14 protein-coding genes are annotated in these 16,659 nt (G+C 37.6%); 13 read left to right on the top strand and 1 reads right to left on the bottom strand.

Annotated features, from left to right (window positions below):
* Position 1: 1 nt before the first annotated feature.
* From galE to MHH73_RS17955, 13 genes are read left to right on the top strand one after another with little or no spacing between them, the layout of a single operon-like run.
* Positions 2–1,060, top strand: a complete 1,059-nt coding sequence (galE, locus tag MHH73_RS18015; protein WP_191816796.1) for a UDP-glucose 4-epimerase GalE — start codon at positions 2–4, stop codon at positions 1,058–1,060.
* A gap of 35 nt (positions 1,061–1,095) precedes the next feature.
* A complete protein-coding gene (locus tag MHH73_RS18010) occupies positions 1,096–1,698 on the top strand; it encodes a sugar transferase (protein ID WP_191816795.1) in 603 nt (200 codons plus the stop codon).
* 5 nt (positions 1,699–1,703) lie between these two features.
* Positions 1,704–2,351, top strand: a complete 648-nt coding sequence (locus MHH73_RS18005; RefSeq protein WP_191816794.1) for an acetyltransferase — start codon at positions 1,704–1,706, stop codon at positions 2,349–2,351.
* A complete protein-coding gene (locus tag MHH73_RS18000) occupies positions 2,338–3,519 on the top strand; it encodes a DegT/DnrJ/EryC1/StrS family aminotransferase (protein ID WP_341068469.1) in 1,182 nt (393 codons plus the stop codon). Before MHH73_RS18005 ends, MHH73_RS18000 begins: the two co-directional genes overlap by 14 nt.
* A gap of 10 nt (positions 3,520–3,529) precedes the next feature.
* A complete protein-coding gene (locus MHH73_RS17995) occupies positions 3,530–3,880 on the top strand; it encodes a helix-turn-helix domain-containing protein (RefSeq protein WP_191816792.1) in 351 nt (116 codons plus the stop codon).
* Entirely contained in the window at positions 3,877–4,617 is a 741-nt protein-coding gene (locus MHH73_RS17990) for a glycosyltransferase family 32 protein (RefSeq protein WP_341068467.1), read from the top strand. The genes MHH73_RS17995 and MHH73_RS17990 overlap by 4 nt, the downstream gene beginning before the upstream one ends.
* Positions 4,614–5,807 (top strand): glycosyltransferase, encoded by a 1,194-nt coding sequence (locus tag MHH73_RS17985; RefSeq protein WP_341068465.1) that lies wholly within the window; start codon positions 4,614–4,616, stop codon positions 5,805–5,807. Before MHH73_RS17990 ends, MHH73_RS17985 begins: the two co-directional genes overlap by 4 nt.
* A gap of 18 nt (positions 5,808–5,825) precedes the next feature.
* Positions 5,826–6,875: a glycosyltransferase family 2 protein gene (locus tag MHH73_RS17980; protein WP_341068462.1), complete on the top strand. Its 1,050-nt coding sequence runs from the start codon at positions 5,826–5,828 to the stop codon at positions 6,873–6,875.
* Complete coding sequence (locus MHH73_RS17975) at positions 6,872–8,032, top strand: polysaccharide pyruvyl transferase family protein (protein WP_341068460.1); 1,161 nt, start codon at positions 6,872–6,874, stop codon at positions 8,030–8,032. Before MHH73_RS17980 ends, MHH73_RS17975 begins: the two co-directional genes overlap by 4 nt.
* Complete coding sequence (locus MHH73_RS17970; RefSeq protein WP_341068457.1) at positions 8,032–9,210, top strand: glycosyltransferase; 1,179 nt, start codon at positions 8,032–8,034, stop codon at positions 9,208–9,210. Before MHH73_RS17975 ends, MHH73_RS17970 begins: the two co-directional genes overlap by 1 nt.
* Positions 9,211–9,222: 12 nt before the next feature.
* Positions 9,223–10,410: a glycosyltransferase gene (locus tag MHH73_RS17965; protein ID WP_341068455.1), complete on the top strand. Its 1,188-nt coding sequence runs from the start codon at positions 9,223–9,225 to the stop codon at positions 10,408–10,410.
* 11 nt (positions 10,411–10,421) lie between these two features.
* A complete protein-coding gene (locus MHH73_RS17960; protein WP_191816785.1) occupies positions 10,422–11,609 on the top strand; it encodes a glycoside hydrolase family 88 protein in 1,188 nt (395 codons plus the stop codon).
* A gap of 35 nt (positions 11,610–11,644) precedes the next feature.
* Entirely contained in the window at positions 11,645–13,192 is a 1,548-nt protein-coding gene (locus MHH73_RS17955; RefSeq protein WP_191816784.1) for a lipopolysaccharide biosynthesis protein, read from the top strand.
* Between the two features lie 49 nt (positions 13,193–13,241).
* On the opposite strand, the gene MHH73_RS17950 is transcribed toward MHH73_RS17955, so the two are convergent.
* A complete protein-coding gene (locus MHH73_RS17950; RefSeq protein ID WP_341068452.1) occupies positions 13,242–16,634 on the bottom strand; it encodes a chitobiase/beta-hexosaminidase C-terminal domain-containing protein in 3,393 nt (1,130 codons plus the stop codon).
* Positions 16,635–16,659 lie beyond the last annotated feature (25 nt).

The raw sequence follows: 16,659 nt of genomic DNA, 5'->3' as shown, positions 1-16,659 counted from the left end.
AATGAGTGTTCTCGTCACCGGTGGCGCAGGGTATATTGGCAGTCACACATGTATCTCTTTATTGAACCGTGGGATGGATGTCATTGTTATTGATGACTTTTCCAACAGTAATCAAGAAGTGGTGCAGCGAATAGAGCAAATGACGAATAAAAAGGTGAAGTACTATTCGATTGATTTAAAGGAAAAAGACGCAGTTCATTCTGTCTTTGCCGATAATGAAATCGAGGCAGTGATTCATTTTGCCGGGTTTAAAGCAGTGGGTGATTCAGTTGTTAATCCACTTTCCTATTATGATAATAATCTCATTTCCACGATTTACTTATTACAAGTAATGAAACAATTTAACGTAAAAAAACTGGTGTTTAGCTCTTCAGCGACTGTTTATGGCAAACCGAAACAGGTACCGATTGCGGAGAATGCTCATCTATCGGCAACTAATCCTTATGGCAGAACTAAGCTGATCATCGAAGAAATGTTGAGAGATATTTATGCATCTGAAAATGACTGGGCAATTACATGTTTACGTTATTTTAATCCAATCGGTGCCCACCCAAGTGGTAATTTAGGTGAAGATCCACGAGGTATACCGAATAATCTCATGCCTTATATTACCCAAGTAGCTATTGGAAAACGGGCGGTATTACAAATATTCGGCGATGGCTTTTCTACTAAAGATGGTACAGGGGTAAGAGATTATATTCATGTAATGGATTTAGCTGAGGGGCATATTTGTGCACTAGAACATTTAAAAAAGGCGACTGGTTTTAATTCTTATAATTTAGGTACAGGGAAAGGTTATAGTGTATTAGAAATTGTCCAAACTTTTGAGAGAGTCAATCATGTGAATATCCCGTATATCATTACGGATGCCCGTTTGGGTGATATCCCTATTAGTTATGCTGATCCAACAGCTGCAGAAAAGGAATTAGGTTGGAAGGCTCAAAGGGGATTAGAGGAAATGTGTATAGACGCCTGGCGTTGGCAGAAAAAAAACCCGACTGGTTATAGTGAGAAGAAAAATCCGCACTTCATGCAAAGTGGGGGTTTTTCTTTTTCTTAAGAAGATATCTGATGACGTATAAGAAGAGGAAGGAAATGAAAAGAATATTTGATTTTATCAGTGCATGTATACTGCTTATTTTATTTGCACCTGTAATGGCAATCATAAGTACCGTTTTAGCTATCAACGGATCACCCGTTTTTTTCATACAAGAGAGACCTGGGCTTAATGGATCCCCCTTTCGCTTATATAAATTTTGTACAATGACTGCGGAAAAGAATGAGCAGGGCCATCTGCTTCCAGATGAAGAAAGGTTGACCAAATTCGGCAGCAAGTTAAGGAAATATAGTTTGGATGAATTACCACAACTACTAAATGTCTTAAAAGGTGAAATGAGTTTAGTTGGACCTCGTCCGTTACTAATAGCGTATTTACCATTATATTCACCAGAACAAGCAAGAAGGCATTGTGTCAAACCTGGAATTACAGGTTGGGCACAAGTAAATGGCAGGAATGCGATTAGTTGGGAAGAAAAATTGAGAATGGATGTATGGTATGTCGATCATCAACATTTCTTACTCGACTTAAAAATTATTTTTCTTACGGTGAGTAAGGTAATTCGTTCAGAAGGAATTAATCAGCCAGGTACTGCCACAACTGAAGTGTTTAAGGGAAACCAAATAAAAATGAAAGAGTGACATAAATGGATATTGCATTAATTGGTTATGGCGGGCATAGCAAAGTGATTTTTGACATTATTACAATGCAAAAAAATAAAGTGGTAGGTATTTTTGATGATAAGCATTCCTCATTAAAAATGAAAGGGGATGTGTTTTTAGCACCGATTGATTATGTGCATGATGTCCTAAAAATTAATCCTCATATTAAGTTGGTTATTTCGATAGGCAATAATAAAATACGTAAGCAAATGTTCGAAAGGCTAGCTTTACCAATAGAATACTATACCACTTGTATCCATCCTTCTGCTTGTATTAGTCCGAGCGCTATGATCGGTAAAGGAACCGTCATCATGCCACAGACGGTGATCAACGCGGATGCGGTAATTGGTCATCATACAATTATTAATACGGGAGCAGTGATTGAACATGATAATGAAATCGGTGATTATGTGCATATCTCCCCGCGCTCTACTCTAACTGGATCGGTAAAAGTTGAAGAGGGGGTGCATCTCGGATCTGCTTCTGTTGTCATTCCAAAAGTAACATTAGGAAAGTGGTCAGTCATAGGGGCAGGCTCGACAGTGATTCATTCAATACCAGAGCGAGTGATGGCAGTTGGATTACCAGCACAAACAAAGAAAATATTGAAATGGAGTGATGACCTTGGCTGAGCGTATTTATTTATCGCCGCCCCATTTGACTGGTGAAGAAATTCATTATGTACAATCGGCGTTTACGGATAATTGGGTGGCACCCGTTGGTCCTCATATCGATTTGTTCGAACAAGAAATGTCAACACTTGTCAATGTCCGTTCTTGCTTAGCGGTTAACTCGGGTACTGCTGCCATCCACCTATCATTATTAGCACTTGGTATAGGCTCTCTAGACACTGTCTTTTGTTCTACGTTTACATTTGTAGCTACGGCTAATCCTATTCTTTATATTGGAGCAAAACCGGTATTCATTGATTCAGAACCCGAAACTTGGAATATGTCTCCTGATGCGTTAGAAAGGGCGCTAAAGGAAGCGGATGCAAATGGACATTTACCAAAAGCGGTGATTGTCGTTCATTTATATGGGCAACCTGCCAAAATGGATGAATTGATAAAAATTTGTCAACGTTATGGTGTGCCTTTAATTGAAGATGCCGCCGAATCGCTCGGCTCTACATACAAAGAGAAGCCAACCGGCACAATCGGCAGTTATGGTATTTACTCCTTTAATGGTAATAAAATCATTACTACTTCTGGAGGGGGGATGCTCGTTTCCAACCATAAAGAAGGTGTGGAATATGCCTCTTTTTTAGCCACACAGGCAAAGGATCAAGCTCTACATTACCAGCATAGTCAAATCGGTTTTAATTATCGTATGAGTAATATCGCTGCCGGTATTGGGAGAGCCCAATTGACATATCTGGATAACAGAATAGATGCACGTAGAAAAATTTACGAGCGTTATGAAAAAGGGCTTCAAGGATTGGCAGGCATTTCATTTATCCCTGAGCTCCCGGGAACCTATTCTAATAGATGGCTAACTACTATATTGATTGATAGTGAGACAATCGGCGTAACAGTCGAGGAGCTAATTTTCGCACTTAGGAATGAGAATATAGAGGCACGTCCAGTATGGAAACCATTGCATCTACAGCCGTTATTTCAGGATTATAGTTTCTATCCCCATGATGTGGAGTGCGGATCTATTTCTGAAATGATATATGAAAAAGGAATTTGTTTACCTTCAGGATCTAACTTAACAATTGAGCAACAAAACAGAGTGATTCATTGTATTCGAAACACCATTATCTCAAATCTTCATCTGCATCCTTATTTATTAGGATAGGAGGCAGATAATGATAGGAAAAAATATTGCAAAACTACGTAAACAAAAAGGATTAACATTAACAGAACTAGCCGAACGAGCGGGCGTAGCGAAGTCATATCTTAGTAATATTGAAAGGGAGGTCCATCAAAACCCTTCTATTCAAGTCATTGAAAAAATTATTTTTGTACTCGGTGTAGAAATAGAAGAAATCATCAGAGACGTCTATATCACAGAGCAAAATAGACAATGGCAAATACTTATTAAGGAAATGCGTGAGTTAGGCATTGAAAAAGATCAGATGGAGATGGTGAGACAAAGAATCTATGATGTAAAGAATAAACAACTCAGTTTTAAGAAAAGGAAGAGAGTGCTGGAATGACGGAGAAGATACCAAGAATTATTCATTATTGTTGGTTTGGTGGCGGGGAAAAGCCAGAGTTAATGAAACGGTGTATAAGGTCCTGGGAAGAACATCTCCCTCATTATGAGCTAAAGCAATGGGATGAAAGCAATGTCGATTTAACATGTAATGCTTATGTACATGAAGCGTATCGAGCGAAAAAATATGCTTTTGTGAGTGATTATTTCAGAATGTATGCCTTGTATACAGAAGGTGGAATTTATCTTGATACAGATGTCGAGGTTTATCAATCTTTTGATCCTTTCCTTCATTATCCATCCTTTTGGGGGTTTGAAGAAGGCAATTACATTGCGACAAGTACGATTGGTGCAAGCAAAGGGCATCCGCTTATCCAGTACTTTCTAGACTCCTACCAATCTAATCATTTTATTAATGATGACGGGACTTTTAACGAATGGACAAATGTTGCCGCCATAACAGAAGAAATGAAGAAGATAGGCGTGATATGTAACGGGCAAAAACAAGTGATAGACGGTTTAGGGGTAATATTTGAGCAAGCTATTTTCTCTCCTTATGATTATATTAATTGCCGGGACCTGCAATCAGACGACACGGTAACGAGGCATCATTTTTATCAAAGTTGGTTGCCTTCTCATGTGTTGGTTAAACGATTTGTGAAAAGAAATATAGTCAAATGGATTGGCGGAGAAAAATTAGCTGATTTACGTAAGAAGTTTTCGGGAGTGAGGAAATGAGCGGGATATTCATTGCTACATACGATATGGAAATTGGGGGAGTAGAGAGAAGTTTATTACAATTACTGAAACAACTTAACTACGAAAAGTATGAGGTGGATCTATTATTATATCGTCATCAAGGCGATTTTTTTCATTTGCTTCCTAAACAAGTGCATTTATTGCCAGAGTTTTCAAGTATGGCTACTTTTCGTCAGTCCATTATTGAAACAATTCAAAAGAAACATCTCCTATTGGCAGCTGTAAGACTACTAGCCAAATGGCAAACACAATGGAAAAGTCTGCACGCGCGTGATGAAGAGTGGGGTTACTATCAGATGCAACAAATCGGGAAGTATTCATCTCCCTTCCTTCCTACAATGGATAAAACTTACGATGTGGCTATTAGTTATTTATGGCCTCACCATTTTGTAGCCAATAAAGTAAAGGCTAAGAAGAAGATTGCATGGATTCATACTGACTTTTCCTCTCTCCATATTGATACAAATGAGGATGAGAAAGTTTGGCGGTTATTTGATCATATTATCGCTGTTTCTGATGCTTGTAGAGACGCTTTTCTTACCGTTTATCCACAGTTAGCCAAAAAGGTGATGGTGATGGAAAATCTGATATCACCGAACTTTATAAAAGAATTGTCTGAGGAAGTAGTCGAAAATCCTATTCTATTAGATCAGCGTTTTACCATTGTTACAGTGGCTAGATTATCAAAAGCAAAAGGGATAGATATTGCCATACAAGCAATGAAAATAGTAAAGGAAAAAGGTTATCACAACATTGTTTGGTATGTAATTGGTTTCGGTGGAGATGAAAACGAACTGACACAACTCATTTCAGCTTGTGAATTAGAAAGTCAGTTTATATTACTTGGTAAAAAGGTCAATCCTTATCCATTTATGAAGGCGTGTGATCTTTATGTTCAACCCTCTCGTTATGAAGGGAAGGCCGTTACAGTTAGCGAAGCGCAAATATTAGCAAAGCCAGTACTGCTTATGAATTACCCTACAGCGAAAAGTCAAATTCGTGTTGGAGTGGACGGTTATATCGCTGGCAACACCCCAGAGGAATTAGCTTCAAGCATTATTCAGCTATATGAACATCCGGAAGAAAGAGAAAGGTTAAGCAAGAATTGTCACCGAACGAATTATAGTAATGAAGCAGAGCTTGAGAAGTTACAGGCTATCTGTGAATAAATAAGGGGGATAGGGCCATTGGAACAACCTAAAGTAAGTGTCGTCATCCCCGTTTATAACGCAGCAGATTATTTGGAAGAATGTATTCAGTCGTTACTTAGGCAAAGTTTACAACAATGTGAATTTATCTTTGTCAATGATGGTTCGATTGACCACAGCCAACAACTCATTGAAGCTTATCAAGAAAAAGATCATCGCATTAAACTTTTGAACCAAGAAAACCACGGGGTCAGCTATGCAAGGAATAACGGGATTGAAATGGCTAAAGGAGAATATATTGGATTTATGGATGCTGATGATACGATAAAAGATAATACGTATCAGCACGTTTATCAGCTTGCTAATCAATTCGATAGTGAGGTCGTTATTTTTCACTTAGTAGAAGAAATCAATGGTATTCAAAGAGTGATTCGCTATCCCTTTCCAATGCAGGCGAAACTACATACAAAGGACATTCAAGAGTTTATCATTCCATACATGTTACAAAAGGAAGATTTTAATAGTGTATGTAACAAAATATATAGAAGAGAAACATTGAATAAGCATCGGCTGAAATTTCCGATAAACGAAGTGCTTGGCGAAGATGGACAATTTAATTGGTCCTTTTTTTTATGCGCGAAGTCAGCGATTTATAGCGATTTTCCTGGTTATTTTTATCGTGAAGTAACAGGTAGTGCGACAAGAAATCTCCAAGAGAAAAATTACTTTCTTCATGCGTTACGCTCTTATCAGCGTAATATACCAGATCAAATTCAAATGAGCAGCCATCAAATCAGGACATTAAAAGCGATGAAGCTACTTCATCAAGTGTTAGCTTATATTCACATTTATATTTTGCCTACAAATGGATTAAGTAAAAAAGAAAGAAGGCAATATGTGCAAACAATGATTCATCATCCAGTTGTTCAAGAGGCTTTACGACTCTATCCGTTAGATAAGGTAAGAATGCTTGGCAGATACGACCGCTACATAATGAAGTGTATCAAGCATCAATCGCTTATCGGTTTATATAGTGCAACAGCATATAGTAGATGGCGAAATAGAAAAAAAGGGGAGGTTCATTCATGAAAATACTAATGTTTGCTCATGGAGGAAGTGAGAACCGCGGCTGTGAGGCGATTGTACGATCAACTTCAACTATGCTCAAAGAAAAAATGGAAGATGTGACTGTGTTCCTTTCATCTTATCATCCTGAAACAGATCAACAAATACAAGAACTAGATGGAATCTTTGATGGTTCAGAAACAGTTATAAGAAAATATTCAACAGATTGGTGGAAGTCAGCCATTCGCAATAAGCTTTTTCAAGACGAAACATACGCCTGGCAAAAAACACAACAAAAAACGATTGCTCAAATTGATGTGGCTGACATTTGTCTTTCAATTGGTGGAGATAATTACTGTTATGGTGAACAGCCCGGTTGGTATGAAGTGAATAAAATGGTCAAAAAGAAAGGGAAAAAATTAGTATTATGGGGATGTTCAATCGGAGAGGAAGATATGTCTGCAAGAAAGCTGGCAGATCTCAATACATTTGACTTAATTTTGGCTAGAGAGACATATACTTACCAAATGCTAAAAAAGAAAGGCATTAAACAGGTGGCACTTTGTGGTGATCCTGCATTTACCCTAGAGAAAGAAGAGGTATCCCTGCCTTTGGGTTGGAAAGATGATGATACGATTGGATTAAATATTAGTCCACTTTTAGTTGGCAAGAATCAAGGTAGTAAACAAGCTGTATCCGATTTAATTGATTATATTTTAGCAAATACCGAATCGGTCATCGCGCTCACACCACATGTGATACAAAAGGGGAATAATGATTATGATTTATTACAAGAATACGATCAAAAATATAAAAGTTCAGGAAGAGTTATATTGCTACCACCTCATTTAAACGCACTACAGTATAAAGGGTATATCGCAAAAATGCGGTTCTTCATCGGTGCAAGAACACATGCGACGATTGCGGCCTATTCCAGTTTTGTCCCTACCATCGTATTAGGTTATAGTGTGAAGTCAAAAGGTATTGCCTATGATTTATTCAATAGTGAAAAGTTTGTTGTTTCTATTGAAGAAGTGTCAAATAGTAGTAAACTCATTCAAACTTTTGTTGAAATGGTAGATCAAGAGGCACAGCTTAAAGAGCAATTGCAAAAGGTTATCCCAATTGTTCAAAAACGGTCTTATGAAGCCGTACATTCATTAAAGGAATTGTTAATATAATGAAAAAGCGTCTATTATTTATTATCCCTAGTTTAGCAGCAGGTGGCGGCGAAAAAAGCCTGATCAATCTTCTCACGCAAATCGATTATGATCAGTATGAGGTGGATGTCTTTCTTTTTGCCCAAAAGGGTGTGTTTCTACCGTTTCTACCACCTCAAGTGTCTGTGCTCCATCACTCCTTAGATTTTCAACATTTCTCTTTACCAGTGCATTCAGCAATATGGGCTCTAGCCAAGAGGCGAAGGTGGAAGCTCGTTTACAACCGTCTATTATATTTTTTAGCGAATAGAAGAATGGGAAATACAGCTCAAAAAGAACAGTATGCCTGGAAATATTTAAAACAAGCATGTCCACAACTAGCCAAAACGTACGATGCAGCGATTGGATTTTTAGAGAAATCTTCAACATATTTTTGTGTGGAGAATGTAAATGCAAAACAGAAAATTGGTTGGGTACATATTGATTACAATGAAATGGGCATGGATGCAACATACGATCATGCTTATTTTAAGGAAATGTCTACTATCGTCACAGTCTCTCATGAATGTGCGCGGGTGTTTATCGATCGCTTCCCTTCATTGGAAAATAAAGTAAAGGTGATTCATAATATTGTGTCGCCAACGATTATTTATGAAATGTCACGTCAGTCCTTACCGTTACAAACACAAATGTTTACATTACTAACCATTGGCCGTTTGCATCCGCAAAAAGGTTTAGATATGGCTATTGAAGCTTGTAGTCGTTTAGTACGTAAAGGAATGAAACTGAAATGGTACATTATTGGCGAGGGACAAGAAAGAATGAAATTGGAAAGATTGATTAAAAATCATCAACTTGAGGAACACTTCATCTTGCTTGGACAACAAGCGAATCCCTATCCTTGGCTCGATGCAGCTGATATTTATGTCCAGCCGTCTAGGTTTGAAGGGAAGGCAATTGCTATAGACGAAGCAAAAATACTGCACAAACCGATTGTCGTAACAAACTACACGACAGCAAAAGATCAAATTAATGATAGGGAAACGGGACTTATCGTAGATTTAAACGTGGATGGAATCGAGAAGGGGATTAGCTTATTAATGAAAGATGATGCATTACGAGAACAGTTAACCGTCAATTTAAGTCAACATTCCTATGGAACAGAATCTGAAATAGATAAGTTTTATCAAATCGTTTAAGGGAGTATAAGAATGAAAACAAAACTACTCTTTGTAATGAATAACCTCCAATGTGGCGGTGCAGAAAAAGCGCTTATCTCATTATTACACGCCATTGACTATAAAAAATATGCGGTGGACTTGCTATTATTTAAAAAGGAAGGCGAATTTTTGAATATCGTGCCAAATGAAGTAGCCATATTAAATGAACTAGAGGAATTTCGTTACTTTGATGGCAGATTCCTCGATAATGTGTTAAAAGCTATTTCATCCCGAAGATTCGATCTCGCCATTTCGCGTATAAAAGCAGCACGTATTTTTAGAACAGAAAAAAATGGAGCTGTTTGTGAACAAAAAGTGTGGAAATATATATCTACATGCTTATCTAATGTAAAAAAAGAATACGATGTTGCCATAGGATTCTTAGAAAAGAATCCTATTTATTTTTGTCTAGAAAAGGTAAGAGCGAAGCGGAAAATAGGGTTTGTCCATAATGATTACAAACAAATGGGTATGGATAAAATGTTGGACCTTCCATACTTTCAGCAGTTGGACAGTATTATGACAGTGTCAGAGTCCTGTGCAGAAGTATTACGTCAAGAATTTCCGGAACATCAACAGAAAATAAAAGTCATCCAAAATATTTTATCTAAATCGACTATTCACACGCTAGCTATGAATGAGATGCCTTTACCATTTCAAGGATTGAAGCTTTTATCTATCGGCCGATTACATCGACAAAAAGGTTTTGACTTAGCTTTAGAAACAGCTGCCTTACTGAAGAAAAAAGGGGTGCCCTTTCTTTGGCTCATCTTGGGAGAAGGAAGCGAAAGAGAGAGTTTAATCCAGCTTTCAAGAAAGTATCAATTAGAAGAACAAGTGAAATTTATTGGTGTAAAGGAGAATCCTTATCCATATATTCGCTGGGCAGATGCATATATACAGCCTTCGCGATTTGAAGGAAAGGCAATAGCTGTTGAGGAAGCAAAAATATTGTACAAACCAGTGATCGTCACAAATTATAGCACATCAGGCGATCAAATTATTCATGGACAGACCGGTTTAATTGCAAATATGACAGCCGAGTCGCTTGCAGATTCGATTGTCCAATTATTTGCAGATGAATCTCTACAGCATCAATTAATTGAGGGACTAAGGAAAGAGAAACTTGGAACAGAAGACGAAATCATGCGTTTTTACCAATATATAAAAGTAGGGTAGGCGAATCTTTAATGATTATATGGGTATTGGCCTTTTTCACACTGATTTTGGTTGGAGCAATCGGTTTGGATTTATTTCTTATATTTAAAACTTGGTTTTCGCGGATTCATTTTGGCAAATATGAAGATGAATACGATTGGGAAAAACATATCCTCACTAAAGCCACGCGTTGGTTAAAACGAACACCGAAAGTACCTTTAACCGACCAAAAGCGATGGGTAGCTTTAGATATCATCAAAGGTCAATATACAAGAGGCGAGATTCAATATTGGCAAGAGGCAGCTCTGTTATTGGCACTACCATCACCTCAGTTTACAGTAGAGGTCCACCGTTCTATCAACAAAAAAATCACTCCCTCTGGCGATTGGGAAACATATCCACAACATATTGACGGTGCCATCTTTGCCTATGCAATGCTAAAACATAATAGGCAAAATGATGAGTGTTATAAGCAAGCAATGGATAGAATGTGGCAAGTGATTCAAGCGCATATTGGGGAGGATGGAACTGTCATATATAGAAAGTCGATGGCAGCCTATCGTTACGTCGATACGATTGGTTTTATTTGTCCTTTTTTGATTACTTACGGTGTGAAAAATAATAAGCCGGAATGCATCGACCTTGCGATTCATCAAATAGAATCTTTCTTTACTCATGGGATGAGTAGTCAGATAGCGTTACCGGCCCATGCTTATCAGATAAATTCAAAGGTAGGCACTGGACTATACGGATGGGGACGAGGGATGGCATGGTTAGCGCTGGGTGTGATTGATTCGTGGCAGGAGTTACCGAATCATCATCCTTATAAACAAGAATTAGAGAATAGGATAACACAATTGGCAAGGGTCATCTTGCGTTTCCAACAAGACTCTGGTGCCTGGAATTGGTTAATGACTAGAAAGGAAGCGAGAGCGGATTCTTCGACCACGGCGACATTAGGATATTTCTTAGCTCATGCTGCTTATATTGATGAGATTGCTGAACAATGTTGCCAAGGTAGAGATAGAGCCATTCACTATTTGATGAAGGTAACAAGGAGAACGGGAGCGATTGACTTCTCACAAGGAGACACAAAGGATATTGGCGTTTATTCCCAATTGTTTGATATCCTTCCGTTTACGCAAGGGATGACGCTAAGGTTATTGGCAGAAAAAAGAAGGTATCAGGAAGCAAAGAAAGATAGACAGGCTGTGAGCTAATGGGTGTGAACAAAGAAAAGTGAGAAGGGGACAAAATGAGATCACGCTACTCTCTAATTAATATAACAGCAGGTTTAACCAATCAATTGATTATCACCATGTTAAGCTTCTTATCAAGAACGATTTTTATCCAAACATTAGGTGTAGAATATTTAGGCATTAATGGTTTGTTTACGAATCTTTTAGCGATGCTTACACTCGCTGAAGCAGGTCTAGGTGCTAGCATTATGTACAGTTTATATAAACCTGTTGCGGACAATGATTATATGAAAATCCGCATTCTTATGAAATTTTATCGCCAAGCGTATATGGTTATTGCAGCCATTGTCTTCGTACTCGGTTTATTGCTTTTTCCGTTTCTTGATTTTTTTGTCAAAGGGGCGAATGTTGAAGATGTAGAACTCATTTACTTTATCTTTTTGCTTAATACAGTTGCTCCCTATTTTTATATTCATAAAAATTCATTTCTGAATGTCGCCCAGCGTGGTTATATTGTTACAGCTGTTTACACGGTTTCATCGATAGTAACGGCTGTAATGAAAATAGCGATTTTATCTTATACGCAAAATTATTTACTTTATTTAATAATTGATAGTGTTATTACAATTGCCAATTCCATTATCCTTGCGGTGATGGTCAATCGAATGTACCCGTATTTGCGCGAGAAGGTAGAGGGTAAATTAGATGAAATAACAAAGGGACAAATCACTACTAATGTGAAGGCAATTGTCATCCAAAACATAGGAAACTATTTATTATTCGGAACAGAGCATCTTCTGATTGCCTCTTTTGTTAGCTTAGTGGCTGTTGGGATTTATTCGAATTATAAAATGATTATTGATATTGCTCGTACGTTTATTAACCAGGTGTTTAGCAATGTGTATCATAGTGTTGGCAATCTCGTAGCTAATGAATCTATGGGGAAGATCATAGCGATTTATAAATGTTATCGTTTAGTTAATTTTTGGCTGTATTCTTCGTTAACAATTGTTTTGGCATTTACATTGGAGCCGTTTATAAACATCTGGCTCGGAAGCGATTTCTTGTTTAATCAAGAAGCGTTACTCATCATTCTATTATTGACGTTCTATGAACGTGGCATGCGAAATTCCATATCGGCAATAAAAACAACAGCAGGTTTATTTCGAGAAGATCAATATGCACCGCTAGTACAAGCAGGAATCAGCTTACTATTTGCACTTGTCCTTGTACAATTTTTAGGGATTTCAGGCATATTTTTAGGGCATTTCCTTAGTGCGCTTTTCGTTCCGTTTTGGTTTACCCCTTATGTGGTATATAAAAAATTATTTAAGCTACCAGTAAGACAATATTTTACATCTTATTTATCTCTTATGTTGATAGGATTGGTAGCTTATTTATTAACGAAAATCATTCTTATACAGTTTGCTCCTGTCAGTTTTGCTACTTTTCTTATTTACTTATTTGTCAGTTTAGTGCTGCCTAATATAATATATATACTCGTATTTTACCGTACGGAAGAATTCCAATATATTTTAAAAATGGTTTTGACTTTACTAAGACGCTTGCAAGCGAAGCGAAGAGAAAGAATGCTTTCTTCTTAAGACAGCAATTAATTTAGGTGAATATTCTTGACTAGTCCTGTACGTGATTTTAAATAGTAGTATTCTGGTAAGTGTGAACTTGGTAGTCTCCATTCTCATGTTGTTTGCCAATCGTAAACCCGGCACCATCGGTAAATATATTTCTGGCGAGAATGGAGTCTGCCTGCGTACTAAAGTCATTGGTGATTGCCCCTTTACCCATAAAAATATTATTATAAATTCTAAAGTTTTGTGTTCTTCCCCATGCTTTCATTGTGGACATAGTAAATTCGTTTTCGTAAAGAGCTAAACTGCTGCCAGCACTTAAGATAATACCTAGTGGTGAAGTAAAGTGGTTATATCTAACAACATCCAAAGCCATCGCATCCCAGCCATCTTCCCAATCAATGTCACAGCCTGGTGTCCGCCCTTTATTATTAACAAATGTATTTCCTTCAATTAACCACTCTTGACCACCACACATCGCAAGCCCGGTGCTGGTATTTTCTTCAAAATGGCAGTTCTTAATTTTGCATTGTCTAGGCATACCAATGGTACGAAGGAAAGCGACTGCGCCGTTAAAGTCAGTATCGCCATCTGCAGGGGGCTCTTCTTGATAAATGACAATTTTCACCCATTTTGCCGCTTGTGGCTTATCATAATTATAAAATTGAAGATTATAAGTTTGGGAAGAAATGAATTGATAATTTTCATCGTAAAAGTATATAGAATACAATCTCGAGCGTAAATAACGAAACCCGTGATAACCTTGAGTGTAACCGAACAAATAATAACTACCGAGTCCTGAAACATTTAAATAAGTAGATGAACGAAAACGATGGCTTTTTATTTCTGTGCGTGGGTTACCTTGATCATCTATATCTCCTGGTTCAAAATGTGACCAGCTAACAACCGTATCACTTTTCACTTCTCCAAGCTCACGATTATGAATGGTACCAGTGATGAAATTGAATCCTGGCGATTGATTAAACGTACAAGATTCAAATGAAATATTTTTACAATCATCAATGAGCACACTCAGGCAACCTTCAGTAGAGTCTTCAACAGTTGTATCATTTCTTTCACCATAAATATGGGTATTTAAGAGTTTGGTATTTTCAATACTAGTAAAGTAGAACATTCTGTAACCTGTTGTTGTTTTTTCACTTGCTTCAATTTGAATCTTACTATTACTGAAATCAATGATGATATTGGACGGAGGAAACAATGTTCTCACAGTTGGATTAACTAAATAATCGCCGTATGGAAAAATGACTTTTTTATATGGACCTAGTAAGGCATCATCAAATGCTGTTTGAATCCCGTTAGTTGTTGCGAGAGCGTTTGTTCCATCTAAATGAATGTCATATTGTTCTGCATTCACGTACAAAATGTCGTCTTCTTCAATCGGCTCTTCTGCTTTTTCAGACACAGTCAAAGTGAAACTTGCAGAGATTGTTTTACTGCTATCATAGGCAGTTATGGTCGTTGTACCGCTCGTAAGTGCTTCGACCACTCCGTATTGCACTGTGGCGATTTGGATATTCTCACTTTCCCAGAAAACAATATTCTCGTTTAGCACATCAAAAGGTAATCCTTCTGACAAAGTAGTCGCCATCAATACAGTCGCTTCACCAACAACCATCGATTCCTTCTTCTTATTAATAACAATCTCGGTGATCGTCCGATTAGATGGCGGGAGAGAGGGGGATAATTGCACGTCTATCGGAATAGTTGCCGTAAAGCTATGTTCTTGGTAGGTTGCCATTACATTCACGGATGTTTGCCCAGCAGCTAATGCCTTTATACGGCCTCTGTTATCTACTTCTACTATTTGTTCATTGCTACTTTGAAAATCAAGAGTGAGGTCTGAAGTGAATTGACTTGGTATGGCTTCAATAAACAACTTTTGGCTTTCACCAATTGTTAACGTGATTGTTTGTGGCAAAGCAGAAATACCAATTAATTGTTCTGTTTGCTGATAATAGTCATAATTGTTTCTTACTTCTTCATCCGTTAATGCCCGATTATAAATAGCGAAGGCAACAATGGTTTCAGATGCTTGATTATGCGCGACAAAATCCTTTCTTAATTGTAGTGGTGATTGAATGAGTGCATTTACGGTGCTAGCAAAATCATTAGGTACAGGTCTTGGACCATTATCATTGATCGCATCATTGATAAAAAGACTGGCAGTTTGATCGGTGTTCAATCTGAGCGTAAAGAGATTAATCGCATGTGAATCAAAAGGATTTAGCCAATCTGGATAACTTTTCTTTTGTCCTTGTTCATCTTTAAACCAATATGAATTAATGGCTCTGGTGTTTTGCTGACCTGTTGTAGTCAAATACGGAATAAATACATCTGAGCGGGCAGCTGTGAATGTCCCATCTACTGTTTTCCAGTGCGATCCATTTGTGTTGAAGCTGGCCATTTGAATGGTTAATCCATTTTCAAAAGTAAGGAGTTGATTCAGTGGGTCGGCATTTGTCGGTATTTCTACATAATCTTCGCGATTAACTAATAAGCCTTGATCTGTCACATAACCATCGCTCACACCATCGTGAGATAGACCTATTAAGGAGGCAACGACCCCATGAATCGTATCACGAATAGAATTATTCGTTTCACCAGAACGATTGGTAAAGTCATAATGAAGAATAATACCTTCCGTTTGAATGCCAATTTTTTGATATAACGCAGATTGAATCGCACTCTTGTTTCCATCATTATCCATTGCGTAAGCCTGTACGGTTGTGGTCTCAGTAATAATAAATGGATCTCTATAAACCGTGCTTGTCGAAGTGGGTTCCTCTCCATTTAAAGTATAATAAATCGTTGCTGGTTCACTTGCAGTTATAGTAATTTCTTGTGTTTGTGAAAAAATCCCACTAGGTGTCACCGTTAAAGTAGGTGGTGTTTCGTCTAATTCTAAGGTAGTAACGGTAATACTAACACCTGTAGAGGTTTGACCTGCTTCATTTTTTGCTTGTACGGTAAAAGTGTAAAAGGTGGATGGCGACAAATTAGTTAAAGTAACAGAGGGATTGACGACATTCTCTCTAAATTGGTCATTTTGAGAAATGTTATAGGAGGTAATTCCATCATGATAAAGTGGTGGGTCCCATTGCAACGTAACGCTAGTAGCAGTTACATGATGAATGGTTAAGTTTTCTACATTTCCTGGTGGTGATTCAGGCTCATGTATGAGTTCGTCTTTATTTAACCATGAACTTACAAAACATCTAAAAGGGACAGATGATTGCACAGAGAGTGTATTAAATGGAGCAAAGTTACCCTCGAATGTTTCATTTGCCTTAACAGTAACCGTGATGTTGTGAATGATAAATGACAACGATGTGGTTGGATGTAAATTGGTTAACTTTATACGTATCATCGCAGTATCGTAATGCTTACTCGTTGATGCATTATTTTCGAAATAATCTTTGATAATAAATATCATTTTTCTCGCCTCCTTCTCTAGATAG

Source organism: Cytobacillus sp. FSL K6-0265, from assembly GCF_038003465.1.
In the GTDB taxonomy this organism is placed as follows: domain Bacteria; phylum Bacillota; class Bacilli; order Bacillales; family Cytobacillaceae; genus Cytobacillus; species Cytobacillus stercorigallinarum.
The sequence above is the reverse complement of the archived record's forward strand: the minus strand, read 5'-3'. Positions and strand labels throughout refer to the sequence as shown.

Excerpts from the sequence above, each read along its gene's own strand:
- galE (WP_191816796.1), top strand. The coding sequence starts at position 2 with ATGAGTGTTCTCGTCACCGGTGGCGCAGGGTATATTGGCAGTCACACA.
- MHH73_RS18010 (WP_191816795.1), top strand. The coding sequence starts at position 1,096 with ATGAAAAGAATATTTGATTTTATCAGTGCATGTATACTGCTTATTTTA.
- MHH73_RS18005 (WP_191816794.1), top strand. The coding sequence starts at position 1,704 with ATGGATATTGCATTAATTGGTTATGGCGGGCATAGCAAAGTGATTTTT.
- MHH73_RS18000 (WP_341068469.1), top strand. The coding sequence starts at position 2,338 with ATGACCTTGGCTGAGCGTATTTATTTATCGCCGCCCCATTTGACTGGT.
- MHH73_RS17995 (WP_191816792.1), top strand. The coding sequence starts at position 3,530 with ATGATAGGAAAAAATATTGCAAAACTACGTAAACAAAAAGGATTAACA.
- MHH73_RS17990 (WP_341068467.1), top strand. The coding sequence starts at position 3,877 with ATGACGGAGAAGATACCAAGAATTATTCATTATTGTTGGTTTGGTGGC.
- MHH73_RS17985 (WP_341068465.1), top strand. The coding sequence starts at position 4,614 with ATGAGCGGGATATTCATTGCTACATACGATATGGAAATTGGGGGAGTA.
- MHH73_RS17975 (WP_341068460.1), top strand. The coding sequence starts at position 6,872 with ATGAAAATACTAATGTTTGCTCATGGAGGAAGTGAGAACCGCGGCTGT.
- MHH73_RS17970 (WP_341068457.1), top strand. The coding sequence starts at position 8,032 with ATGAAAAAGCGTCTATTATTTATTATCCCTAGTTTAGCAGCAGGTGGC.
- MHH73_RS17965 (WP_341068455.1), top strand. The coding sequence starts at position 9,223 with ATGAAAACAAAACTACTCTTTGTAATGAATAACCTCCAATGTGGCGGT.
- MHH73_RS17960 (WP_191816785.1), top strand. The coding sequence starts at position 10,422 with ATGATTATATGGGTATTGGCCTTTTTCACACTGATTTTGGTTGGAGCA.
- MHH73_RS17955 (WP_191816784.1), top strand. The coding sequence starts at position 11,645 with ATGAGATCACGCTACTCTCTAATTAATATAACAGCAGGTTTAACCAAT.
- MHH73_RS17950 (WP_341068452.1), bottom strand. The coding sequence starts at position 16,634 with ATGATATTTATTATCAAAGATTATTTCGAAAATAATGCATCAACGAGT.